The organism is Myxococcus sp. RHSTA-1-4 (assembly GCF_020037125.1).
Classification (GTDB): Bacteria; Myxococcota; Myxococcia; order Myxococcales; family Myxococcaceae; genus Myxococcus.
On sequence record NZ_JAIQDG010000004.1, the window covers coordinates 108,294 to 132,392 of the forward strand.

17 protein-coding genes and 2 tRNA genes are annotated in these 24,099 nt (G+C 68.8%); 6 read left to right on the plus strand and 13 right to left on the minus strand.

The annotated features are described in order from the left end of the window. Window positions 1–44: 44 nt before the first annotated feature. From K8638_RS08140 to dnaK, 3 genes are all read right to left on the minus strand, one after another. Window positions 45–2,576 (minus strand): AAA family ATPase, encoded by a 2,532-nt coding sequence (locus tag K8638_RS08140; RefSeq protein WP_223753864.1) that lies wholly within the window; start codon window positions 2,574–2,576, stop codon window positions 45–47. An 88-nt stretch (window positions 2,577–2,664) separates the two neighbouring features. Beyond that, window positions 2,665–3,537: a hypothetical protein gene (locus K8638_RS08145; RefSeq protein ID WP_223753865.1), complete on the minus strand. Its 873-nt coding sequence runs from the start codon at window positions 3,535–3,537 to the stop codon at window positions 2,665–2,667. 238 nt (window positions 3,538–3,775) lie between these two features. Further along, a complete protein-coding gene (gene dnaK / locus K8638_RS08150; RefSeq protein WP_223753866.1) occupies window positions 3,776–5,686 on the minus strand; it encodes a molecular chaperone DnaK in 1,911 nt (636 codons plus the stop codon). A 397-nt stretch (window positions 5,687–6,083) separates the two neighbouring features. On the opposite strand from dnaK, the gene K8638_RS08155 reads away from it, so the two are divergent. Further along, entirely contained in the window at window positions 6,084–7,178 is a 1,095-nt protein-coding gene (locus K8638_RS08155) for a diacylglycerol kinase family protein (protein ID WP_223753867.1), read from the plus strand. 67 nt (window positions 7,179–7,245) lie between these two features. Here K8638_RS08155 and K8638_RS08160 read toward each other — a convergent pair whose 3' ends face one another. The 5 genes from K8638_RS08160 to greB form a co-directional block, all read right to left on the minus strand. Beyond that, window positions 7,246–8,016 (minus strand): cyclopropane-fatty-acyl-phospholipid synthase family protein, encoded by a 771-nt coding sequence (locus K8638_RS08160; RefSeq protein WP_223753868.1) that lies wholly within the window; start codon window positions 8,014–8,016, stop codon window positions 7,246–7,248. Between the two features lie 81 nt (window positions 8,017–8,097). Then, window positions 8,098–8,406 carry a YbeD family protein gene (locus K8638_RS08165; RefSeq protein WP_223753869.1) on the minus strand — a complete coding sequence of 103 codons (309 nt, stop codon included), beginning with the start codon at window positions 8,404–8,406 and terminating at the stop codon, window positions 8,098–8,100. A 26-nt stretch (window positions 8,407–8,432) separates the two neighbouring features. Next, window positions 8,433–9,752, minus strand: a complete 1,320-nt coding sequence (locus tag K8638_RS08170; RefSeq protein ID WP_223753870.1) for a PhoH family protein — start codon at window positions 9,750–9,752, stop codon at window positions 8,433–8,435. Window positions 9,753–10,012: 260 nt separating this feature from the next. After that, the gene (locus K8638_RS08175) at window positions 10,013–10,960 is read right to left on the minus strand and encodes a deacetylase (protein WP_223753871.1); all 948 of its coding nucleotides are present in this window, start codon (window positions 10,958–10,960) and stop codon (window positions 10,013–10,015) included. 9 nt (window positions 10,961–10,969) lie between these two features. After that, on the minus strand, window positions 10,970–11,500 hold the full coding sequence (gene greB, locus K8638_RS08180) for a transcription elongation factor GreB (protein WP_223753872.1): 531 nt from the start codon (window positions 11,498–11,500) through the stop codon (window positions 10,970–10,972). Between the two features lie 192 nt (window positions 11,501–11,692). On the opposite strand from greB, the gene K8638_RS08185 reads away from it, so the two are divergent. Beyond that, window positions 11,693–11,765: transfer RNA gene (locus tag K8638_RS08185), tRNA-Lys, on the plus strand. Between the two features lie 20 nt (window positions 11,766–11,785). Further along, window positions 11,786–11,858, plus strand: a tRNA-Glu gene (locus tag K8638_RS08190). A 94-nt stretch (window positions 11,859–11,952) separates the two neighbouring features. Here K8638_RS08190 and K8638_RS08195 read toward each other — a convergent pair. Next, a complete protein-coding gene (locus K8638_RS08195; protein WP_223753873.1) occupies window positions 11,953–12,150 on the minus strand; it encodes a hypothetical protein in 198 nt (65 codons plus the stop codon). Between the two features lie 405 nt (window positions 12,151–12,555). Further along, window positions 12,556–14,634 carry a sodium-translocating pyrophosphatase gene (locus K8638_RS08200; RefSeq protein WP_223753874.1) on the minus strand — a complete coding sequence of 693 codons (2,079 nt, stop codon included), beginning with the start codon at window positions 14,632–14,634 and terminating at the stop codon, window positions 12,556–12,558. A 390-nt stretch (window positions 14,635–15,024) separates the two neighbouring features. On the opposite strand from K8638_RS08200, the gene K8638_RS08205 reads away from it, so the two are divergent. Next, window positions 15,025–19,887, plus strand: a complete 4,863-nt coding sequence (locus K8638_RS08205) for a papain-like cysteine protease family protein (RefSeq protein ID WP_223753875.1) — start codon at window positions 15,025–15,027, stop codon at window positions 19,885–19,887. 187 nt (window positions 19,888–20,074) lie between these two features. Here K8638_RS08205 and K8638_RS08210 read toward each other — a convergent pair whose 3' ends face one another. Beyond that, entirely contained in the window at window positions 20,075–20,515 is a 441-nt protein-coding gene (locus K8638_RS08210) for a YciI family protein (protein WP_223753876.1), read from the minus strand. 256 nt (window positions 20,516–20,771) lie between these two features. Between K8638_RS08210 and K8638_RS08215 the strand changes: the two genes are divergently transcribed. Further along, window positions 20,772–22,490, plus strand: coding sequence for a radical SAM protein (locus tag K8638_RS08215; protein ID WP_223753877.1), 1,719 nt, complete (start codon window positions 20,772–20,774; stop codon window positions 22,488–22,490). Window positions 22,491–22,519: 29 nt separating this feature from the next. On the opposite strand, the gene K8638_RS08220 is transcribed toward K8638_RS08215, so the two are convergent. Both K8638_RS08220 and K8638_RS08225 read right to left on the minus strand, forming a co-directional pair. Further along, a complete protein-coding gene (locus K8638_RS08220; RefSeq protein WP_223753878.1) occupies window positions 22,520–23,032 on the minus strand; it encodes a PilZ domain-containing protein in 513 nt (170 codons plus the stop codon). A gap of 135 nt (window positions 23,033–23,167) precedes the next feature. Next, window positions 23,168–23,572 carry a PH domain-containing protein gene (locus K8638_RS08225; RefSeq protein ID WP_223753879.1) on the minus strand — a complete coding sequence of 135 codons (405 nt, stop codon included), beginning with the start codon at window positions 23,570–23,572 and terminating at the stop codon, window positions 23,168–23,170. Between the two features lie 117 nt (window positions 23,573–23,689). Between K8638_RS08225 and K8638_RS08230 the strand changes: the two genes are divergently transcribed. Further along, the gene (locus tag K8638_RS08230; protein ID WP_223753880.1) at window positions 23,690–24,022 is read left to right on the plus strand and encodes a MazG nucleotide pyrophosphohydrolase domain-containing protein; all 333 of its coding nucleotides are present in this window, start codon (window positions 23,690–23,692) and stop codon (window positions 24,020–24,022) included. The last annotated feature ends 77 nt before the right edge of the window (window positions 24,023–24,099 follow it).

Here is a 24,099-nt window from a genome sequence, read left to right on the forward strand (position 1 = left end):
ACGCCCCCTCTCCGCCTCACCCGGCCCGTACAGCGGTGGCCACCTCATGACGCCGTCCGCCGCTCCAGCACCTGCCGGCTGAAGCGCCCGAAGTCCTCGTCGATGCCCCGGAGCTGTCCCTCCAGCCGGCGCGCGTTCTCGCCCAGGTCGCCGGGCATGGAGCCCAGCAGCGACAGCACGCCCCGCAACCGCACCAGCTCGCCCTCCTTCAGCGCCAGCAGGGGGAAGCGGCTGCGCACCAGCCGGTCCACCGTGCGCTCCGCCTCGGCGCGCTCCTTCAGCGAGTCCGGAGCCGGCAGCGACGTGAGGAGCTGCGTCAGCCAGCTCCGCAGGTACTTGATGCGCGAGTGGACGAAGGCCAGCTCCGCCTGCGCCACCGCCGCGCGGACGTTCTCCGACAGGAAGCCCGGCGCGGGCCCGTTCCGGGAGAGCGCGAGCTGCCCGTCCAGTCCCAGCAGCGCGGCCAGCTCCCCGTCCGGCGCCCGGGCGGAGAACTCGCCCCGGTAGAAGACGTACGCGTCGCCGTTGAGCACCGCCGTCGTCTGGGGAGGCGGGCTGGCCACCTCGCGCGAGAGCCCCTTCGCGTGCTCTCTCAGGCGGGACTCGATGATGTCGCGGCACTCCGCCATCACCGTCTCCACGGACAGGCCCTCGCGCCGCAGGTTCTCCGCCACGGACTGCACCGCGCGGCCGTACTGCTCGATGCGCTCGAAGGGCGTGGAGGACAGCACCTCGCGCGCGTAGGTGATGCCCAGGGGCAGCAACAGCTCCTGCTTGAGCCCCTGCTGGGACGGGTCCAGCACGGCCAGGGAGTGCTCCAGCTGCGTGAGGCGCCGCGAGTCGGCGGACAGCGCATCCAGCGGCTCCTTCCGGGCCCGCCCCGGGGAGCCCTGGAAGGCCAGGGCCGCGCGGCGCCGCAGGGCGGACACCACCCTCCTGCGCACCGCGACCTCCGCCACGCGCAGGTGCTCCAGGGCCGCCGGGGCCCCTTCCGCGAGCTGGCCGGCCAGGTCCGTCGTCTGGGACAGCTCCTCCTCCAGGTTGTCCGCCAGCCCCACCAGCCCTTCCAGCTTGAGCCCGTCCTCGAAGTCCACGCTCTCCGCGGAGAGGGCAATCATCTCCAGCGCCCCCTCCAGGAAGCGCGCGGTGGCCTCGCACACGGGGGCATGGTGGGCACGAAGCTCGGGGACGGCGCGGCACAGCTCCAGCACGTCGCGGAAGGACGACAGGAGCGCCAGCCCGCCCCGGCCCTCGCCCTGCCCCGCCATGCCGCGGGCGAGCCTCTGCTCCATGGCCGCCACCAGGGCCCGCGCCGCGCCCACCAGCGGCGCCCGGTTCTGCGCGTGGCGCGGCCCCGGCACCAGCTTCGTCATCAGGCTCCGAACGGTCGTGGAGACCACGGTGGGTTGCCAGTTGCGCGCCAGCGCCTCGGCCGCCGTCACCTCCTCGTTGGCATTCAGGGACTGGGCCTCGCGCTCCACGCCGCCGCCCAGTTCCTGCCGCACCCTGGCCAGGGCCTCGTCGAAGGCCCGCTGCTCCAGGCGGACAATCTCGAGCTGCGCGCGCTCCCGCGGGTCCACCACCGACTTGAGCAGTGCCTCCGTCTCCGCCGCGGGCGGGCCGCCCAGCAGGAAGAACCAGCGCAGCGAGTCCAGGTCCTCCACCGTCGCTTCCAGCGGCCGGTCCGCCCGCCGGTAGACCTGGTCCCTGACCACCGCCGCCTTCAGTGCCCACAGCGCCTTCACCGCCGAGCGCTGGGAGAAGTACTTCGTGGGCACGTAGTCGGGCAGCTTGGACACCTGCGCCGCCAGCGCGCGCTCCAGCGCGTCCGCCAGCAACTCCACGCCCTCCAGCACGTGGCTGGGCACCGTCACCCGCGTCACCGCCTCCTGCAACAGGTCCACCTGCTGCAAGGAGAGCTGGGCCCGCAGGTCCGGCCGCGCCCCGTGCGCGAAGCGCTGCAGCATGGCCGCCCGGCTCTCCTTCCGGGCGAAGGACTTGGGCACGAAGCAGATGAAGCTCAGCCGGTCCGCGAAGGCCAGCAGCAGCTCCGGCGAGCGCGCCAGCACCTCGGAGAGGTACCGGTTGCTCGTCATGATGACGCACTCGGTGCGCCCCGCCGTCACCCGCCGCCCGTGCTTCAGCTCGCGCTCGTACAGCACGTTGAGGATGGAGCGCAGCAGCATGTCCCGGCCGTCGAACACCTCGTCCAGGAAGGCGTGCTCGGAGCCCAGCATGCCCTCGTCGGTGAGGTACTCCGTGCGGCCCGTCTCGGTGAGCACCTTGAAGTCCACCGGGCCGATGAGGTCCGTCTGCACGGTGGACTCCGCGAGCTGCTTGGAGAACAGCGACGGCAGCCCCGTGCGCTCGTCGGTGATTCGGCCCAGTACCGCGCTGGCGATGGCGCTCTTGGCCGTCCCCGGAGGGCCCACCACCAGCACGTGCTCCCGGCTCAGCAGCGCCAGCTCGAGCTGCGTGAAAAGCGTCTCACGCTCCAGGTACGCATCCCGGAGCTCTCCGAAGAAGTGACGAAAGGCCCGAGCGGCCTGGAGGTACGGAGGCGGATGAGGTTGCACGGGCGACCTGGAGGTAGCGGGGATGCGCCCATGCTATCCGCCGCCGTCGCCCCATTTGAAGCGCACCGGCGCCCACCCCGGGTGAAGGTCAGCGCTCCCGCAGGCTGTCGTGCAGGTGCCCATGCACGCTCCGCCAGATGTCGTGCTGCCGCTCGATGGGGTCCATCAGCGCCATCCCCACCGACGTGGCGGGAGAGCTGCCCTGGAAGGCGGAGTACTGGCGCAGCCGCGTGCCGCCCTGGCCGTCATCCTGGAAGACGAAGCGGTTCGTCCCACGCAGCGGGTGCCCGTCCAGGGTGGTGATGTGCACCGTGTTCGCCTCCGGCTCCAGGCGGACGGTGATGGGCGCCCAGACCGGAGGGATGCCCTTCTCCTCCAGGAACAGCCGGGCCCCGTCCTTCAGCGCCGCCGTGGCCGGCCGGATGACGATGTCCGCCGCCCCGAACACCGCCGCCGGGTTGCGCACGAAGTACTCATAGGCCACCTCCGGCCGCACGCCGGGAATGGAGCTGGTGTAGTCCGTGAGCGACGTGGGCGCCCCCTGGATGGGCGGGCTCTCCTTCAATCCATGGAGGTGCTTGCGCGCGTACGCATCCACGATGGCACCGTCCCCCATCACCCGGCTGGCCGCCGCGGCCTGCGACTGCGAGGCCGTCAACCCCATCTGCTTCGTCTGCTCGGCCAGGTTGCCCATGGGCTGCGGGGGAAAGGAGCCACCAATCGCGAAGTCGAACCCGTTGTCCGCTCCCGTCCGGAGGCCGGAGCGGGGCCCCGTCACCACGAGGCTCTCCCGCGCCACGCTCTCGGGGCCTCGGAATACCTCCACGGTGATGCCCGGAGCGGAGGCCGCCGGACGGGACGGGGCGGGCCGCGGGACAGGCGCGGACTGGAGGGAGGAAGCCCCCTCGGTGTCGATGGTGGCAGGCTGAAGAGAGGACGGAGAAGACTCGATACGGGACATGGGGGGCGCCCTTTCGCAGGCACGAGGAGCCCCGGCCCGTTGCAGCCCCTCCGCCAGCGCCCATCCCAGTCCCATCAAGCACTTGCCGCCCCCCGCACGTCCCGCGCCTCGTACGGCCGTCCACGTTTCCGGAGGGAGCCCCACCGCGCGTGCCCGCAAGGCAGAGGGCCGGCCCCCCGCCTTCCTCGCGGGAGCACCGGCCCTCATGCTTCAACGGAGGGGCGTTACGGCCCCGGCATCACGACTGCCGGAACTCGGCGTCCACCACGTCGTCCTTCTTGCCCGTCGCCTGCGAGCCCGGGCCCGCGGAGGGGCCGGCGCCCGGAGCGCCCTCGGCGCCGGGGACGCCGCCGGTGGCGCGGTACATCTCCTCGGCGGCCTTGTAGCTGGCGGCCTGGAGCTTATCGAGCGCGGACTTGATGGCGTCCTTGTCCTGGCCCTCGCGGACCTTGTTGAGCTCCGCCACCGCGTCCTCGATGCCCTTCGCCGTGTCCGCGGAGAGCTTCTCCTTGTTCTCCTTGATGAGCTTCTCCGCGGCGTAGGCCTGGCTCTCCGCCTGGTTCTTCACCTCCACCAGCTCGCGGCGGGACTTGTCGGCCGCCTCGTTGGCGCGGGCGTCGGCGACCATCTTCTCCACCTCGTCCTTCGCGAGGCCGGACGAGTGGGTGATGGTGACCTTCTGCTCCTTGCTGGTGGCCTTGTCCTTGGCGCTGACGTTGAGGATGCCGTTCGCGTCGATGTCGAACGTCACCTCGATCTGCGGCATGCCGCGCGGCGCGGGAGGCAGGCCCGTCAGGTGGAAGCGGCCGAGGCTGCGGTTGTCGCCCGCCATCTCGCGCTCACCCTGCAGCACGTGGATCTCCACCTGCGTCTGGCCGTCCGCGGCCGTGGAGAAGACCTCCGACTTGCGCGTGGGGATGGTGGTGTTGCGCTCGATGAGCTTCGTCATCACCCCGCCCAGCGTCTCCACGCCCAGGCTCAGCGGCGTCACGTCCAGCAGGAGGATGTCCTTCACCTCGCCGGAGAGCACGCCCGCCTGCACCGCGGCGCCCACCGCCACCACCTCGTCCGGGTTCACCGAGCGGTTCGGCTCCTTGCCGAACAGCCGCTTCACCGCCTCCTGCACCTTCGGGATGCGGGTGGTGCCGCCCACCAGGACCACCTCGTTCAGGTCCTTCGGGTCCACGCCCGAGTCCTTGAGGCACTTGCGGCACGGCTCCAGCGAGCGCTCGATGAGGTCGTCGATCATCGCCTCGAACTTGGCGCGCGTGAGCTTGACGTTGAGGTGCTTGGGACCGGACGCGTCCGCCGTGAGGAACGGCAGGTTGATGTCCGTCTCCATCGCGCTCGACAGCTCGATCTTCGCCTTCTCCGCCGCCTCCTTCAGGCGCTGGAGCACCATCTTGTCCTTGCTGACGTCGAGCCCGGTGTCCTTCTTGAACTCGGCGATCAGCCAGTCCATGATCCGCTGGTCGATGTTGTCGCCGCCCAGGTGCGTGTCACCGTTGGTCGCGAGCACGTCGACCACGCTCTCGCCCACCTCCAGGATGGAGATGTCGAAGGTGCCGCCGCCGAAGTCGTAGACGGCGATCTTCTCGTCCTTCTTCTTGTCCAGCCCGTACGCGAGCGCCGCCGCCGTCGGCTCGTTCACGATGCGCCGCACGGTGAGGCCCGCGATTTCACCCGCGTCCTTGGTGGCCTGCCGCTGGGCGTCGTTGAAGTACGCCGGGACGGTGATGACCGCCTCCGTCACCTTCTCACCCAGATAGTTCTCCGCCGCGCGCTTCAGCTTCAGCAGCACCTGCGCGCTGATCTCCGGCGCGCTGTACTGCTTCCCGTCGATGTCCACGCGCGCGTCACCGTTGGGGCCGCGGGCCACCTTGTAGGGCACCAGCTTGGCCTCTTCCGTCACCTCATCGTGACGCCGGCCCATGAAGCGCTTGATGGAGTAGACCGTCCGCTCGGGGTTGGTGATGGACTGCCGCTTCGCCACCTGACCGACCAGGCGCTCCCCATCCTTCGTGAACGCGACCACCGAGGGCGTGATGCGGCTGCCTTCCTCGTTGACGATCACCTTGGGCTCGCGACCCTCCATGATCGCAACCACGCTGTTCGTGGTGCCCAGGTCGATCCCGATAATCTTGCCCACGGTTCGTATCCTCCGGAAAAGACTGCGTTTTTCTGCGAACTCCTGATGTACGCCCAACGTAACCACCCACCCCTGGCTGTCAAACCGGGAGGAGGACTTCGGGCGCGTCCTGGAGAAGGTGGTACTCCCGGGTGCGTAGCGCAGTGCGCAGGCAGACATGCGCCGCGTCACGCCCGCGCCACCAACGCGGCACGGGTGCGTAACGTGCTCTACACCCCTGTCACCCCGCGGTAGCAACCGGGCGGCCTGGAGATCAGCAGGCAACGCTGCAACCCCTCGGAATGACATGCCTGCCCGCCTGCTGACGCCCTGCGTCAGCGCTTGGCAATGAAAGTGCACAGAAGGGCTCGCGTCGCCACCGGGTTCCCCCACCCGCGCCTACACAGGAGCCAGCCGCATGCTCGTCCAGCCCCTCCGCTCTCCGGATTTCCGCCGTGCCCCCGCGTCGGACGTCGCCGCCGAGCCGAAGGTCGCGGTCCTGCTGAACGCCAACGCCCGCAAGGTGGACGCGCGGGTGGTGAAGTCGCTGTCACACGTGGTGCCGGAGCAGGACCTGTTCCTCTCGCGCTCGCAGCTGGACGCGCGGCGCATCGTCCAGACGGTGCTGGAGCGGGGCTACCCCATGGTCTTCACCGGGGGCGGCGACGGCACCTTCATGGGCTTCGTGAACGAGGTGCTGCACCAGGTGGGGCCGCGCGGCCGCTTCGCGGGCCAGCAGGCGCCCCGCTTCGGCATCCTCAAGCTGGGCACGGGCAACGGCATCGCCAATCACGTCAACGCCTCCGGCACGCGCGGGGACGGCATCCTCAATGACGTGCTGCGCGCCCGCACGGGCGAGATTCCGGGCTACCGCCCCATGGACCTGCTGATGGTGGACGGCCAGCGCGCGCCGTTCGCCGGGCTGGGCGTGGATGGCAAGGTGCTCAACGACTACATCTGGGTGAAGGAGAACCTGGGCAAGGGCCTCTTGAAGAGCGTCCTCACGGGCAGCGGCGGCTACTTCTCCGCGGTGGCCTGCAAGACGGTGCCGCACTACCTCACCCACTCCACCTGGGTGGAGTGCGAGGTCATCAACGGCCAGGCCGGCGAGGCGTACCGGCTGGGCGCGGACGGCCGCGCGGTGGGTGACGCGCTGGCCCCCGGCGCCACGCTGTTCCGCGGCCGGCTGATGATGGCGGCGGCGGGCACCATGCCCTTCTACGGCTACGGCTTCCGCATGTTCCCCTTCGCCGGCGACCGGCGCGGCTTCATGCACCTGCGGATGGGCCAGCTGAAGCCCACGCAGGTGCTCGCCCACCTGCCGCAGCTCTGGAATGGCCGCTGGTTCCCCGAGGGCATCCAGGACTTCCACGCCCGCGAGGTCACCATCCGCTTCGCCCGTCCCATGCCCTTCCAGGTGGGCGGCGACGCGGCCGGCTACCGCGACCAGGTGACGCTGTCCGTGGCCCCCGAATCCATCGAGCTGGTGGACTTCAGCGGCTCCATGAACTGAGTCTGGAGGCCGGGGGCACCCGCCCCCTGCCCTTCCCTCACGCGAAGCGCGGGTTGCTCCGCCCCGGCTACCCGCGATCTCTCGACGCCGGAGGCTTCTCGCCCGGCTCCTTGCGGCGGCCCACGACGAAGGCATAGCTGACGCTGGCCTTGCCGTTGCTCTCGCGGTGCAGGGCCAACTCCTCGCGCAGCCCCGCCGCCCGCGGCTCGGCGGACTCGGGCTCGGACGCCAGGTGCGCCTCCACGTCCCGGTAGAGCGCGTCCAGCTCCGCGTCGTGGAGCGTCTCCGCGGACTCGGGCTCGTAGCCGGCGGCCTCCAAGACTTGCAACAGCTCGCGCGGCAGCAACAGCGGCCCGCCAATGCGCCGCTCCCAGAAGTCGAGCGCGGCCTTGGGCGCGAAGCGCCCCACCCTCGCGGGGAACGTCAGCCCCAGGCGGCCGCGCTTCGCCAGCAGGGAGCGCATTCCGGCCAGCGTGGGCCGCAGCGGGTACAGCACGTGGCCCTGGATGAGGATGGCGTTGAAGCCGCCCTCCGGCAGGCCGAGCGAATCCAGCGCCACGCGCCGCACCTCGAGCCGGTCCGCCAGGCCCTGGGCCTTCACGCGCTCGCGCAGCGGGGCCAGCACCGCCTCGTCCGTGTCCGCGGCCACCACCGAGCAGCCCATCTCCTTCGCCAGCAGCAGCGCGGCGCCGCCGTCCGGGCCGCAGCCGAGCACCAGCACCCGCGAGCCCGGCTCGAGCTGGGCCACCTTGGCGAACCGCCGTGTCGAGTCGTCCGAGCCAAAGGCACGCCGGACCTGGGCGGGGTGGTACAGCGGAAAGGGCTCTGCCGGGCTCATGGATTCCTCATATACCCGCGCCCCGCTCGGACTTCCAGCCACGCCCCCCGGCGGCCGTCGCCGGGCGGGCGGCCCCGTGCCTCACAGGTAGTAGATGACGCGCTCGTCCCTGTGGAGCTCGGCGTAGATGGTGCGCCGGTGCTCCTCGGACAGCAGGTACACGGACACGCTCAGCGACACGTACTTGCCCTTGCTACTGGGCTGCTCGCGGATGGAGTCGGGGGAAATCTCCGCGCCCATCAGCTTCCGGAAGAGGGCTCGCACGTGGTCGAGGAAGCCGTGCTCCTGCCGGCCCATCACCTTGAAGGTGTAGACGGAGGGGTACTCGATGAGGGGCTTCTTCTCCTCCTCTCCGGCGGGGGGCGTGTTCTTGGGGCCGTCCTTCGTCATGGCACGTCTCGTCAGTTCGCGCAGGGCTACAGCAGGTTGGCGGCGAGCTCGGCCAGGGCGCTGCGCTCTCCCTTGGCCATGGTGATGTGGGCCGCGATCTTCTCGCTCTTGAAGCGATTGACCACGTGGACCAGGCCGTTGTTGGTCGAGTCCACGTACGGGTTGTCGATCTGGAACGGGTCCCCCGTGAGGATGATCTTCGTGTTGTCGCCCACGCGGGTGATGATGGTCTTCACCTCGTGGGGCGTGAGGTTCTGCGCCTCGTCCACGATGATGAACTGGTTGGGCAGGCTGCGGCCGCGGATGTACGTGAGCGGCTCGATTTCCATCAGCCCCAGGTCCAACAGCTCGTGGTAGCCGCGGCCGGCCTTCTTGTCCGCGCGGCTGAGGTTCATCAGGAACTCCACGTTGTCGAAGATGGGCTGCATCCAGGGGTTGAGCTTCTCCTCGACGCTGCCCGGCAGGTAGCCGATGTCGCGCCCCAGCGGGAAGATGGGCCGGCTCACCAGCAGCTTCTGGTAGAGGCCCTCCTCCGTCACCTTCTGCAGGCCCGCGGCGATGGCCAGCAGCGTCTTGCCCGTGCCCGCCTTGCCGACGATGGTCACCAGCTTGATGTCGTCGTTGAGCAGCAGGTCCAGGCAGAAGGTCTGCTCCATGTTGCGCGGGCGCACGCCCCACGTGCCGTCCTTGATGGAGCGCAGCAGCGGCACCAGCCGGCTCTTCGTGCCATGGAAGCGGCCCATGGCGGTGTGGGACGGGTTGGTCTCGTCCTTGAGCAGCACGAGCTGGTTGGGGGCGAGCGAGTCCGCGCCGGGCAGCTCCACCTCGGCGCCCTGCTTGTACATCTGGTCCACCAGGTCGCGCGGGACGAGCCGCTCGGTGAAGCCGGTGTACAGCTCGGTGATTTCCACCCGCTCGGCGTCGTAGTCCTCGGCGATGAGGCCGAGCGCGTCCGCGCGGATGCGGAGGTTGGTGTCCTTGGTGATGAAGACGGCCTGCGTATCAGGCTCCTTCTCCATCAGGTCGATGGCCACCGCGAGGATGCGGTTGTCCATCAGGTTGCTGTCCGCCATGGACAGCGGCAGCTCGCGGTCGGTGAAGTTGACGCGCAGCATGCCCCCGTGCGGCAGGGGCACGCCCTCCTTCAGCGAGCCCTCCGCGCGGAACGAATCGAGGTAGCGGGCCACCAGCCGCGCATTGCGCCCCAGCTCGGAGAGGTCGCGCTTGAACTGATCGATCTCCTCGATGACGTAGATGGGGATGATGACGTTGTTGTCCTTGAACCCGTAGATGCTGCGCGGATCGTGAAGCAGGACGTTGGTGTCGAGGATGAAGTTCTTTCGCATCGTGGGTTGCGCGACCTGATGAAGGTTCGGGTGCGACCGCTGGGAGCGTGCGACGGGGGGCGTCTCCGGCCCTGGGTGGGCTCCTCCCACCCAATATAGACACCGCCCCTGGGGGAAACAGCCAGCATATCGCCCGGAAGGCTGGCTGTCCGATACCCCACGCCGGCGCGCCCGAGCCTGCGCGGTCTCGGGCCCTGGCATTGGAACGCCTGGAGCCCATGCCTCCAGTCCCGGTGCGACAGCCCTGTAGCGGTGCGTCGCTAGTGCGCCATGACGGGGGCGAGCGGGTCGTACCCGAGCAGCTCCGCCACCCGCTCGGGGGGCGGCCCGGGCGGCATGCGCTCCCAGGGAAAGCGCTGCTGGAGCACGTCCTCGTCGAGGGTGAGCGGCTGCCGGGCGGCCACCTGGAGTGCGTCATCCCAGGCCCGCGCGTCGAAGTGCTGGATCAGCCGGCTGCTCAGCGGGGACAGCATGGGGTTGGGCATGAAGGGAACGGGCCGGCCCTGGGCGTCTCGCATGCAGCCCAGCTCCACGGCCCAGGCGAGCAGCCAGCGCGGGCGCCCCTGCCCCGCCCCCTTCAGCGCGAGGAAGCGTCCCTGGGCGTCGCCGTCCACGAAGAGGAAGCGGCGCTCGTAGACGCAGGCGGCGGCGAAGGTGGAGGGCACGAGCGCCAGGGCCTCGGCGCCGATGCGGCGGGCCATGAGGAGCAGCAGGTCCAGGAGCTGCCCTGCCAGGGAGAGCCCGGGGTGGTTCTGCCCGGGGAGCGGGGGCCGGTTCCAGTCGAAGGAGCGGGCCGGGTTCTGGAGCAGCAGCGAGTCCACGTAGAGGAGCGGCGCCTGGGCGAGCGCGTCGCCCAGTCCCACCTCGGCGCCCACCGTCTTGCGCAGGCACAGGTCGGCGACGGGGGCGTAGAAGCGGCGGCTCCAGACGACGATGCGGGGGCGGTACGGGTCCTGGAACTGGACGCGCAGCTCCACCGGGCCCACGCGCTCCTCCACGCGCTCGAGCAGTCCGTAGGCACGCAGGGCCCGCTCCATGCCCTGGGGGCTGTAGATGCCGAAGAGGAGGTCCACGCGGGCGTTCTTCGCGTCCCCCAGGCCCAGCTCCTCGAGGGAGAGCGCCTGGTCCTCGGAGGCACCCAGGTCCGCCCCGCTCAGGTGCTGGTAGATGCGGCGGTAGCGGGTGTTGACGGGCTGGGTCCGAGGCATGACGGCTCCCTATTCGTAACGGATGTCCACGACGGTGAGCTCGATGTCGCCCCGGGGGCGGTGCACCTCGACGGAGTCACCCACGGCCTTGCGCAGCAGCGCCCGGCCGATGGGGGACTCCACGCTGATGCGGCCTCCGGCGGCATCGATCTCATCGGAGCCGACTATCTGGTACGTGGTCCTGCCTCCGTCCTCGTCCTCCAGGGTGACGGTGGCACCAAAGTAGATTCGCTCACGGTCGGTCTGTTCAGCGGGCGTGACGATGGTGGCGGTGTCCAGACGCTTCTGTAGGAAACGGAGGCGGCGGTCGATTTCCCGCAGGCGTTTCTTTCCGTAGATGTACTCGGCGTTCTCCGAGCGGTCGCCCTGGGCGGCGGCGGCGGAGACCTCGGCGGTGACCTTGGGGCGCTCCTCGTTGAGCAGGTGGACCAGCTCGCGGTGCATGCGCTCGGCACCCGCCCGGGTGAGGTAGCGGCGGAAGGGGGCCCGCTCCTCGTCGTCCTCGATGTCGTCCTTATCGGGGTGTACGTCCTGGGACATGCCCCATGTATACAGCCGGACGGTGACGGTGGAGTGGAGGCGGCGGGCCGGGCGTTCACCGGAAGTCGGCGGGATGATGTCAGGAAGACGGGGGTGTGCTCGCCAGTGGAAAGCGCTGGGGAGTGCTGGTAGGAAGCGCCTGCCCCCAGGGCCCCTCCGGGTGTTCGAGGGGTGGCTGAAAAAAAGAAGTGCGAGTCGCTAGCTCAGCTGGTAGAGCACCGGCCTTTTAAGCCGAGGGTCGGGGGTTCGAGCCCCCCGCGACTCATGTAGTAGAGAAGAAGAGCCGTCCCCGTCGTCTAGAGGCCCAGGACGCTGGCCTTTCAAGCCGGTAACACGGGTTCGAATCCCGTCGGGGACACTTCAATCGGGGCCGGAAGCCGCTGGAATCCCAGCGGTTTCCGGCCTCGGTGCTTTTTGGCTCCAGTGCCGGTGTGGAGGCCGCGCGGCCCGCGTCAGAGGGCCGGCTGCTCCCGCTGCATCAGGGCTTCCACCTGGCGATGGAGGGCCTGCAACCGGTGGAGCTTCTCCCTCAGCTCCTCGCGCATCTCGCGCTCGTCGGTGTGGAGGACCTCGTCGTGCAGTTCCTCGATGCTTTCAGCCAGGCTGGCATGAAGGAGGTGGATCTGCTGCTGGGAGAGCTCCAGGACCATGGGACACCTCTCGGTCAGCGGAACAGCGGTGGCACTCCTCCCTCACACCCGAGGGAGCGGGTGCGAGCGCGCGCGCGTCAGGCCCGCGGGGGCCGATGCTGCTCTTGATGCTTGGCGCGCAGGCGGTCGCGGAACACAAAGAAGCGTAGCACGCGCTCGCCCCCACCCCCGGGGCCCTGTCCGGCATCTCCTGGCGGGGTGTTCGCTGCACTACATCACCGGCTCGAGCCGCTGCCGGGGTCGCGCGCCCGTCCGGCGCGCACCTCCATCGGCCAGGTGCGTCCCAACCCGCACCTGCCTCCAGCCGGAACTCCGAGGCACCACGCGGCCCCTGGGGCAGCGTGGTGCGAACTGCCGCTTACGGTGCGGCGCCTCGACCTCAGGGCGCCGCACCACGAGCACTGACTACCTGAGCGCGATGAGGGAGGCCACAAGCAGCGATACGACGCTCATGACCTTGATGAGGATGGCAACACCAGGGCCCGACGTGTCCTTGAACGGGTCGCCCACCATGTCGCCGACGACGGCGGCCTTGTGGACGTGCGAACCCTTCGCGTGGCCCGGCAGCTTGCCCTTCTCGATGTACTTCTTGGCGTTGTCCCACGCGCCGCCCGCGTTGGCCATGTAGAGGGCCATCGTGGCGCCGACGACGAGCGCGCCGGCCAGGAGGCCTGCCAGCGCCGCGGGCCCCAGCAGGTAGCCCACCAGCGGCGGGGCGACGACGGCGATGAGGCCCGGGAAGATCATCTCGCGCAGGGCGCTCTTGGTGGAGATGTCGACGATCTTCTTGGGGTCCGGATCGGCCTTGAGCTCCATCAGCCCCGGAATCTCGCGGAACTGGCGGCCAATCTCCTCGACGATGGCGCCCGCCGCGCGGCCCACGGCGAGCATCGTCGAGGCGCCCACCAGGAACGGGAGGATGGAGCCCAGCAGCAGGCCCACGATGACACTGGGGTCGGTCAGCAGCAGGCTCATCTCCGGCATGCCGGCGGCGACGCGCGTGTGGTTGACCTCGAGGTTGAACGCGGAGAAGAGCGCGATGACGGTGAGCGTCGCCGAGCCGATGGCGAAGCCCTTGCCGATGGCCGCCGTGGTGTTGCCCACCGCGTCCAGCTCGTCGGTGATGGCGCGCACCTCGGGGCCGAGCCCCGACATCTCGGAGATGCCGCCCGCGTTGTCCGAGATGGGGCCGTAGGCGTCCACCGTCATCACGACGGCCGTGCCGCCCAGCATGCCCACGGCCGACAGCGCGATGCCGTACAGGCCGAGCGCCCGGTCCGCGATGTAGGCCACCAGCGCGATGGTGGCCATCGAGATTCCCACGCTCTCCATGCCGACGGCGAGGCCGCGGATGAGGTTGGTGCCCGCGCCCGTGACGGAGGCCTCCGCGATGCGCTGCACCGGCCTGGACGAGGTGTAGTAGTCCGTGACGAGGCCGATGATGGCGCCGCCGAAGGCGCCCGCGGCCAGCGCCACCGTGATGGCCTGGGAGAGCCCGAACACCTGCATCATCACGAACGACAGCCCCACCAGGATGACGGGGGGCATGATGAGGGCGCTGCGCAGGACCTGCGCGGGGTTCATGTGCTTGAGGGCGCGCGCGATGAAGATGCTCAGCAAGCTGACCACCAGGCCCACCGCGGACAGCACGAGCGGGAGCACCACGCCCGCCACCTTCGCGGTCCCCGTCGCCGAGGGGTCCACCACGAGGCGGGAGAGCTCCGTCGCATTGGCGGTCAGCGCCATCGCCATCGCGGCGACGAGGGCGGCCACCATGGACTCGTAGATGTCGGCGCCCATGCCGGCCACGTCGCCCACGTTGTCGCCCACGTTGTCGGCGATGACGCCGGGATTGCGCGGGTCGTCCTCGGGGATGTTCTCGATGACCTTGCCGGCGATGTCGGAGCCCACGTCTGCGGCCTTGGTGTAGATGCCGCCGCCCACACGCGCGAAGAGCGCGATGGAGCTCGCCCCCACGGCAAAGGAGTGGAGGATGGGGGAGAGCTGCTCACTCCCCTGGAACACGTAGTAGACGCCGCCCATCCCGAGCAGGCCCAGGCCGGCGACGGCGAGCCCCATCACGGCGCCGCCATCGAGGGCGACCAGGAGCGCGTTCGGCTTCGAGCCGGTGCGCGCGGCCTGCGCGGTGCGCACGTTCGCGTAGGTCGCGGCCTTCATGCCGATGTAGCCCGCGAGCAGCGAGAGGAACGCGCCCACCACGAAGCTCGCGCTCGCCGTCCACCCCAGCGCCAGGCCGATGACCCCCGCGATGACCGCGCAGTAGACCGCGAGCACCTTGTACTCGCGGACGAGGAACGCCATCGCGCCTTCGCGGATGTAGCCCGCGATGCGGTTCATCGTCGCGTCACCGTCCGGGAGCGCCTTGACGCGGAAGTAGAAGAACGCAGCGAAGAGCAGCCCCACGGCGCCGATGACGCTCGGTGCGACTGCCCAGAAACTCGACTCGAGACTCGACAACTCCATCCATTCCTCCAGAGCAGTCCCGGGGCCTGACCTCCCCCTCTGGATCGCTCGCGTGCCGCACAATTGGTGCGGAGGGCCTATACGGGATTTCGGCGCAAGCTGGGAGTCTCCTCGGCGCATTACGAGGATGGGGGGCCTGCTGAGGGAGCGGCCCCGGGGCGCGGCAGCCGGTGCCCGCCCGGATAAGCTGGGAAATCTGGATTTAAGACCCCGGTGCCACCCGGGCTGCATGCCGTGCCGGCGTGGAGGCCGCGCAGCCCCTTTGGGCACAAACAGAACTTCAGCTTCCAGCCCGCGTAACGTAACAAGAAGCGTGCGTGACGTCTGTCTCCCAGCCCCCGGAGAGGGAGGTGGCCCAGCGGGCCGCACTCCGGGGCGATTGGAGCCGTCATGCCTCAAGCCCAGCTCTCCTCGAAGAGAATCACGAGCAAAGGTCTTCAGACCCGGTACGGTCTGACGCGCCAGCAGGCCTCCCACTTCCTGGCCCTGCGCAAGAACAGGGGCAATGCCCTTTCATTCGAGGAGCTCCAGGCCATTCCCGGCCTCTCCCCCACCGCGCTCGCCAGGCTCGCGGAGCTGCTGGGCCAGAGCACCGCCCTGGTTCCCTCTCGTGTGACTCCCGACAGCGCGCTCGCGCTCCCTGAAAGGGAGCTCGCCGAGGCGCCAGCTCCTTCCCCGCAGCGGCTCGAGTTCACGGTGAAGGCCATCAACGACACCGGCGCGACGCACTGGACCGGCTTCAGCGTCCTCGTGGAATTCGCCGTGCTCCAGGGCACCACCTCGCTGACCCTCCGCCACGCCTTCCCCATCGACACGGAAGGGCTCGCGGCGGCGTCCATCCCCTACTCCGGCTCCCCCGCAAGCCGCGTGGGCCTCGCCATCAAGGGGCCCGACGGCGCCATCCTGCACAAGGAAGCCGCCGACATTTCGGAGCTCCAGGGGCAGACCCGTGAGGTCCACGTGGAGTTCACCCCCGCGTCCCTGCCGCCGCCGCTGCCGGTGCCGCCCCCCCGGCCGTCCACCCTGGTGGGCCGTATCCTGGATGCCTTCGGGGCACTCCTCCTGGAGGAGACCCAGTTCATCATCTACACCGCCACCCGGCCGAACCCCACGGCCGCGGACTTCCAGCCGCTCTACTCCGGAGAGACCGAGTCGAAGGGCTACTTCTACATGCCCTGCCCGTCCGGCCGGTTCACCGCGGCCTATGCGCGCATCGGCATCGCGCAGGCCAACAACCAGGTGCCCATCTCCCTCATCGACATGGATGAGGCCGGCACGGGGGAATTCCCCTCCCCCCTCCTCCTGGTCATCGAGGGGGCCGCCCAGCCCGCCGACAAGAAGGCCGGCTGCTCGTGCGACGACCTCGGCTTCCACGACTCAAAGCGCATCCTGGACGAGTTCTCCTACCACGCGGTGGTCCGCACCACCGAGCCCGCGGAAATCAAGAGCATGGCGTTCGACACGGATGACCACCTGATGGTGCGCTCAAGGACCGCGGGCCCATCCGACGCCCCGAGGCTCCTCTCCCCGGGGTCGAGGCTGCCAGGCCGCAATCCCCTGACCGCCTCGAACCCCATCGACTGGGATGACGATCCCACCATCTACCAGGCCGCGAGCATCGCCCACGGCCACATCCTCCAGTACCGGCAGCAGTGGATGGCCGATGGCTACTCCCTCGGAGATCTCCTCTACAGCCTGCCCCTGGCCCCGGGGCAGAAGAAGCAGGTGGTCATCTTCGACTGGGAGCGGAGGGAGTCCGCCACCCAGCGGCAGGCGCTGAGCTATGAGGACGCCCTCTCCGCCACCCTGTCACACGACCGCGACATCAACGAGATGGCCAGGGGCTCCCTCCAGGAGAGCATGTACGGAGAATCCGACGCGACCAGCGTCGGGTTCGGCACGGGGGGAGGAGCGGCCGGCAGTGGCTCCATGGGAATCCTGAGCCTGGGAGCCGCCGTCGGGCTCGGCTTCGGCGTCGGCCACTCCGGCTCCGAGGCCACCCAGCGGAACAGCCGCAAGATCTCCGCCAGCAACATGCAGACGGTGAGGGATCGCCTCGCCCAGTCCGCCAACAACGTCCGCAGCCAGCGCTCCACCGTCATCCAGACGGTGGCCCAGGGAGAGCGCTTCTCCGCCCAGTCCGAGACCGTGGCCAACTACAACCACTGCCACGCGCTCACCATCGAGTACTTCGAGGTGCTTCGCCACTTCAAGGTCCAGCAGCAGCTCGTGGACGTGCAGGAATGCCTCTTCGTGCCCCTCATGATGTCGGTCTTCGACGAGGAAAAGGCGCTGCGCTGGAGGGGGGTCCTGAAGAAGCGCCTCCTGGATGGCTCCCTGGCGAGCGCCTTCGACTCGATGGAGCGGGTCGTCTCCAACTGGGAGCACTCCGATATCCCAAATACCCAGTACGCCGACGAGAACATCGTGAGCCTCTCGGGCGAGCTGCGGATCGAGTTCCGCCTCAGGCGGCCCCAGGACAAGTACGACGCCGAGGCCAAGGCGACCCTCTTCGACCCCCAGGCCTGGCTGCCCCTCACCACCGTGTTCGGCATCAGCATCGACCAGGACAAGTACAACGAGTACTTCAAGACGCAGAAGGACAAGGACGAGGTCTTCCACCGGCTCTATGGCCAGCAGATCGTGGACCGCTTCCTGAGCCTGGTGACCTTCCACGCGGTGGACGCCCTGGGGACCCGGGTCCCCCTGAATATCGACTCCACCCTGCTCTCCCGCTACCAGAAGAACACGCCCCTGTCGGTCTCCCTGCGCATGAGCGGGACGACGTTCCCCAGGCGCAAGCAGATCGAATACTTCGTCATCTCCAAGCGCCCCGATATCGCCGACCACTTCCCCTTCGCCACCGAGTTCTTCTCGAACCTCCTGCCCGCCGGCTCCCAGGTCATCGTGCGGAGCGGCTCGTTGAGCTACCGGACCCGGCACTACGCGGGGCAGATCTTCAATCAGGCGACCATCAACAACGACCTGCTCTTCGGCGACGATGTGCTCATCTACGCGGCCCCCAGCCAGGCCGAGCTGCGCAATCCCCAGGAGGATGACCGGGAGCGGGCGAAGCGGCTGTTGCGCCACCTCAACGAGAACCTCGAGTACTACCACCGGGTCATCTGGCTGAACATGTCGCCGGAGCGGCGCTTCATGCTGCTGGACGGCATCATCGCCCCCAACACCGCGGGGGGCCGCAGCGTGGCCTCGGTGGTGGAGAACCGGGTGGTGGGCATCGTCGGCAACTGCATGGTGATGCCGGTGGTGAAGGGCATCCAGTTGGATCCCAGCCTGAAGCTCCACATGGCGAATCCGGAGACTGGCGAGGTCGTGGACCTCAAGGAGTACTACGAGGGTCCTCCCTCCGAGCCGCTGTGCGTCTCGGTGCCCACCAAGGGCGTGTTCGCCGAGGCGGTGCTGGGCAAGTGCAACAGCTGCGAGGTCAAGGAGGAGCACCGGTACTGGCGCTGGGAGGAGTCGCCGATCCCCGACAGCCCCACGCCCTTCACGCCCATCAGCACGGACTCGCGGCGGGCGGACCCCGGCAACCTGCAGCCGAAGGACTTCCCGCAGACCCTCCTCAACATCCAGAACGCGCCGGCCGCCCCCAATCCCAGCGGCATGCAGCACCTCGCCGAGATGCTGGCGGCGCCCAGCGCCTTCAAGGACATCACCGGCCTGGAGGGCAACCAGAAGAACGCCATCACCGCGATGACCTCCGCCCTGAGCACGGCGGAGAACTTCGGCAAGATGGCCAAGGATCTGGTGGGCCAGCAGGCCGCGCTGAAGGGCAACGACAGCTTCATCCAGTCCCTCAAGCGCGCCCAGGCGGACGGCATCATCTCCAAGGAGCAGATGCAGAAGCACGCCAACGACTACTTCGAGCACCTGAGCGGGGCGGCCAAACCCGCCAAGCAGGAGGACGCGGGCAGCTTCTCCGAGACCGCGACCTTCAACCATGCGCTCACCAAGGCCACCGAGCAGGGCAAGGACATCCAGGTGGAGCACCAGACCCCCGCCGGGTCGGTGACGAAGCTGGAAACCACCACGCCCCGACAGCTCCCGGGCGCCAAGGCCCTCTACAACCTGCGGGTGTCCCCGCCGGTCCCCTTCGTCCCACAGCCTCCAGGCGATACCTGCTGGGCCGCGGCCGCCACCATGCTGAAGTCCTGGCAGGCCGGACAGCTCCTCGGCGTCGCCGAGGTGGTGGACGAGGCCGGACCGGAGTTCCGCGCCCTCCTCGACAACGGAGAGGGGCTGGATTCCAAGCTGATGGAGCCCTTCTTCCAGAAGCTCCACCTGGGGTTCAAGCCGGTGGCCAACTACGCCATCGACCTCTACGCCGATCTGCTGGATGAGTACGGCCCCCTCTGGCTCACCCTCGACGACAACCAGGCTTCAGGGATGCTCTCCCCCCACGCCTACCTCCTGGTGGCCATCAAGGGGGACGGCACCGCCGACGGAACGACGTTCGTCCTCATGGACCCCGCCGCGGCGGGGGAGACGGAGATCTCCTTCGCGGAGTTCCTGCGGCAGTTCGAGCAGATGGTCTCGGATGGCCGAGCCGGGCTCCCCAACCTGCAGATCGCCTTCAACCTGAAGGCCTCCGTCGGGGCGCCCATGCGCTACGACCGGGACGCGGTCGTCAAATACGCCGAGGCCTATGCGAATCGGATTTGCAGCGATCGCTACCTCTTCAGCAAGTCGGGCCCCCACTACTTCCCCGACAACCCCCAGGGCAGCGTGGGGAACGAGATGGATTGCACCCACTTCGTGAGCTGCTGCATCGGCCAGCCGCCCAGGGACACCGACCACCGCATCTCCGGGGGCGGCCTCTTCCTGGATCCCGCGGGATTCTTCCCGAAGCCCAGCAATCGGCCCCAGCCCTACGGCTTCACCATGCCCAACCCCCTCATCACCTACCTGAAGGGGAGAGGAAAGATCATGTTCCTCGATGACGCGGGCAACCTGCGGAACGAGCTCTTCTACCACCCGAACAACGCCAAGACCCAGAAGGAGCTCGAGGTCCCCTTCGCGGACCTCCGGGGCGACATCATCTTCTACTCCGCCAAGACGGTCCGCCACGGCGAGAAGCTGGGCTCCGACATCGATTTCAGCCACGCCGCGGTGATTACCGGCGTGGACGCGCAGAAGGGCAAGCTGATTGCCTGCCACACCCAGAGCCGCCTCAATGAGCCCCTCAACTCCGTCGGCATCGGGTACTTCGTCTATGCGAGGGTGATCCGGTAACAGCCGCGGCCCGCCCTGACGGGCTCACGTCCGTGCAGCGCCGGCGGCGTGAGCCCGCCCGAAGAGCGAGCCTGGGTCTTCTACAGCTCGCGCGGGGGCTCGGCTGCCGCCGGAGCTGGCGGATGACGGTGCGCCGACGGAACTCTGCTGCGCCCGGCGTGACAGCGCATGAACCCTGCGGCCCCTGCTACTTCGCCCGCTGCTGCCGCTCCATCTCCGCGCGGAGACGATCTTCCTGCGCGCGCAGCTCCGGCGTGAACTCCTGGCCGAAATCCTCCGCCTCGAACACCGGGCGAAGCTCGAGCACGCCTTCCTCACCCGGCATCGGGTTCGGGCAACGGCGCGCCCACTCCACCGCCTCCTCCATCGACCGCACCTGCCACAGCCAGTAGCCGGCGATCAGCTCCTTGGTCTCGGTGAAGGGGCCGTCGACGACGCTCGGCTTCTTCCCGTCCTGGAAGACCAGCCGCTTGCCCTTGCTGCTGGGGTGGAGGCCTTCGCCGGCGAGCATGATCCCCGCCTTCACCAGCTCCTCGTTGTACTTGCCCATCGCCGCCAGCATCTCTTCCTTCGGCATGAGGCCCTTCTCGGAATTCGGGCTCGCCTTCACGATCACCATCACGCGCATGTTCGTCTCCTGGTTCGAAGGCAGGAGCGTTCCCGCCCTTCAACCTGGCGACGAGTATCCGGGCGCCAGATCGACATGGCCCCGCGGATTCTTCGGAAGCAGCGTGATTCCGAACGCTTACGTCAGAACCCACTGGGCGTGTGGGTAGCCCTCAAGCCGCCTGAGGGCCCGCATGGTCGGGTGCCAACCCTTCCGCGCCGGCCGCCCCGAGATCGTCTACTCTGCCCCCTCTCGGAAAGGTCGTGGTGCGCATCCCATGAGTGGTGGTCGTGTCCTCTCGCCAGTTCTCCTCGTCGGCGCCGGAACGGGCGAGGCCACGTGCGGCATCCTCTACCTGGCGAGCTACCTGCGGCGCGGCGGCATCGAGGCCTTCGTCCGGCTGTACGACGGGGATGAGACCGACGACGAGGTGGCGCGCTCGTTCGAGAGCCTCGTCACCCGCGTGCGTCCGAAGCTGGTCGGCATCAGCCTCAAGTGGTTCCACCACGTGGACCGGGCGCTGCTCATCGCGCGGACCCTGCGCGAGATCGACCCCACGATACGCATCGTCATGGGGGGCAACTCCGCCTCGTACTGGTGGCGGGAGCTGCACGCCTACGACTGCATCGATGACATCGTCCTGGGAGACGGCGAGGTGCCGCTGCTGGCGCTCTGCCGTGGAGACCCCTCCCCTCCCAACCGCGTGACGCGGGCCCCCGACGGACGTCCTCGCAGGTTGCCGCTGGCCTACGTACAGGGCGCCACCAACAGCGAGGACATCTACTACTCGCACTTCCACGAGCTCTTCCTGAGCCAGATGGACCTGCACTCCTTCTCGGGCTGGGTCGCGCCCGGCAAGGGGTGCGGCGAGAACTGCCTCTACTGTGGCGGGGCCCGCGGCAACCAGAAGGCGGGCTTCGGGCGCGCGAAGCCCTTCCTTCGGGCCGAGGAAAGTGTGCGCCGTGACCACCAGGAGATCGCCGGCCGGACCTGGCAGCTTCGCTACGACTTCTCGGGAAGCTCGGCGGAGTTCCTGGGGAGCACCTGGGCGGGAGTGGACCTCTCGCGCCACTGCTGCACGTACTTCCTGTGGGGAGTGCCTCGAATCGAGCTCGTCGACGCGCTGGCGGGGACGTTCCAGCGCGTCTACATGGTGGTCGACATCGGCTGCTTCTCCGAACAGCAGCGCCTCGAGCAGATGCGCCGCGGACTGCTCAAGCCGTGCGCCAGGGACTCGGAGCTGCTCGCGCTCATCGAGGCCTGCCGCCGCCATCCGAACCTGGACGTCGAAATCTCCGGCATCGGGGGCCTCCCCTTCGCGAGCCAGGCCACGCTCGCGGAGGAGCTGCGCCTGGTGGAGCGCGTCATCAGCCTCGACTGCGTGGTGGGCTATCAGCGGCTCGAAGCACAACCCGGGGCGCTGGTCACCGAGCACCCCGCGCGGTTCGACATGGTGACCGAAGCGCGAACCTTCACGGAGTTCCTCGACTACTTCGAGCGGCGCGAGCCGGGCGACGTCTCGGTGCCGATGATTCGCTTCCGGGACGCGGAGCTCGAGGCGGCGGTGCAGCGCAACTCCGATCGAGTGGATGCCCTGGCGTGGCAGCACAGGGACGCGAAGCGGAGCATCGCCGTCGATGGACGCACGCGGCTGCGGAACACCGCCCCCTGGACGCAACAGTTCACGCTGGGGGACTGGTTGGGGAGCCACCGGGCTCCGGCGAAGGTGGCGAAGGAGCAGGTGACCGTCGTGCGCTCGGTCGACGGCATCACCCTGAGCTGCGCCCCTTCACTCAGTCCGCGCAGGTTCTCGGACCCAACGCTCACGCAGGGCGAGGACGGAGCCATCCTCCTGGCGGCCCTGGCCGCCTTCGAGCGCCCCACGACAGTCGCCAGCGGGGTGAAGGAGCTGGGGACGAAGGCGAAGCTCGACCCGGGCTCCGCTCGCGAGGTGATCGACCACCTGGTGGACGGACGCTTCCTCCAGCCGGCGTAGAACGCACCGCGCGTGTTGCGAGCGGCACGTCAGCGCTGCTCGTCTCCGGGCGAGCCCGTTGGGGCCCCTTGCTGGGCAATGAGCTGGAAGCCGCGCGAGAACTCCACGAGCCGGCGCCCCAGCGCCGTCCACGAAGTGAAGAACCGATGCAGGGTGGGACGCGGATGCGCCCGTTCCGGCCCCGAGCCGCCCCCGTCCAGCGAGTCTGGGACGAGCAGCGGCTGGAGGCGCCTCCACACGGTCAACGGCGCGTCCAGGAAGGCCAGCCCTACCTCGTAGCGGGCGGCGGCGCCCCTGGGAAGCCTCGCCGTCCACACCACGCGTGCGGTGCACTCCAGCGAGCCGCCATCCGGCAGGAAGAGCTCCACCTCCAGCCGGCTGCCCTCCTCATGCTCCTCGTCGGAGTAGATGCGGGCGCCGCACCTGCTGACGTCCAGCACCTGCCGCTTCTCACCGAAATGCAGCCGCGCCGGCCGCGAGTACAGCGGGGCCTGGAGACGCGGAAAGGAACGACGGTCTATCTGGGCGTGTCCGGTTCGCATGGACAGCCATGATTGCCGGACAGCGCCCGTGCCCATTCCTTTCTGAGAACGCGATAGTCAAATCCAGAACGCGGGAGCGTCCGGAATCCACCGCCCGACACTCCTCCTGCCCCGTCGGGCAGGGGGTCGGCACGCTCAGGCGTCCAGCGCGGCCTTCAGGAGCTTGAAGAACTTCTCCCCCTCGGCGGCCTGGGACTTCGGAATCTTGAAGGACAGCGGCTTGCTGACCGGCATGTTGTTGACGAGCTCGGTGTTGCCATCAATGCCAATCTTGATGTCCGCGTCCGCGTCGAAGGTGCCCGCGCTCTCATAGGAGACGTACTTCACGCCCTTGAGAGGGAAATACTTGTACTCCTTCTTCGAGCCCATGATGCCCTGGACGTCGACGGTGAAGACACCGTTGTTCGTCACCGCGATTTCGTCGCGCGCGAAGCGGAAGACGGCAATCAGCTTCTCGCCCTCGCCCAGGAACCGCTCGAGGTTGTACGACGACTTCGCATTGACGTCAGCGTGGCCAATCAGCCTGTCAAACAATCCCATGGAGTCTCTCCATTGATGGTGAAGCGCGGACCATGACAAGCCGGCTGGCCGCGCTCAACCCAAATCGCTGACAGGTGCGCGAACGACAGGGCGAGCTCCACCTGCTAGGACGAGGGGATGATTACACTCCCCGAAGGCGCCTCCATGAAGGACTACCAGCGCTACATCCATGAGCTGGAGGCCCTGCACGGCTGGCTGAAGCTGGACCTCGTCCACAACTGCTTCCTCATGGGCGAGGAAGTGGGCGAGGTGTTCAAGGCAGTGCGCCGCCACGAGAAGCTCTACGACGAGGGGCGCGGCACGCCCACGGAGGAGGCGCGCGCCCAGGTCGGCGAGGAGCTGGTGGACGTCTTCAACTACCTGCTGGCCATCGCCAACCGCGTCGGCGTGGACCTGGAGAAGGCCTTCCGCGAGAAGAACGCGCGCAACCAGCAGCGCACCTGGACCTGAGGCCCGCGACGCTCGAAGAGCCGGCGAGAATGAGCGGGATTTGTGGCGCGCCCACCCCGGGTCACGCGTGTTATATG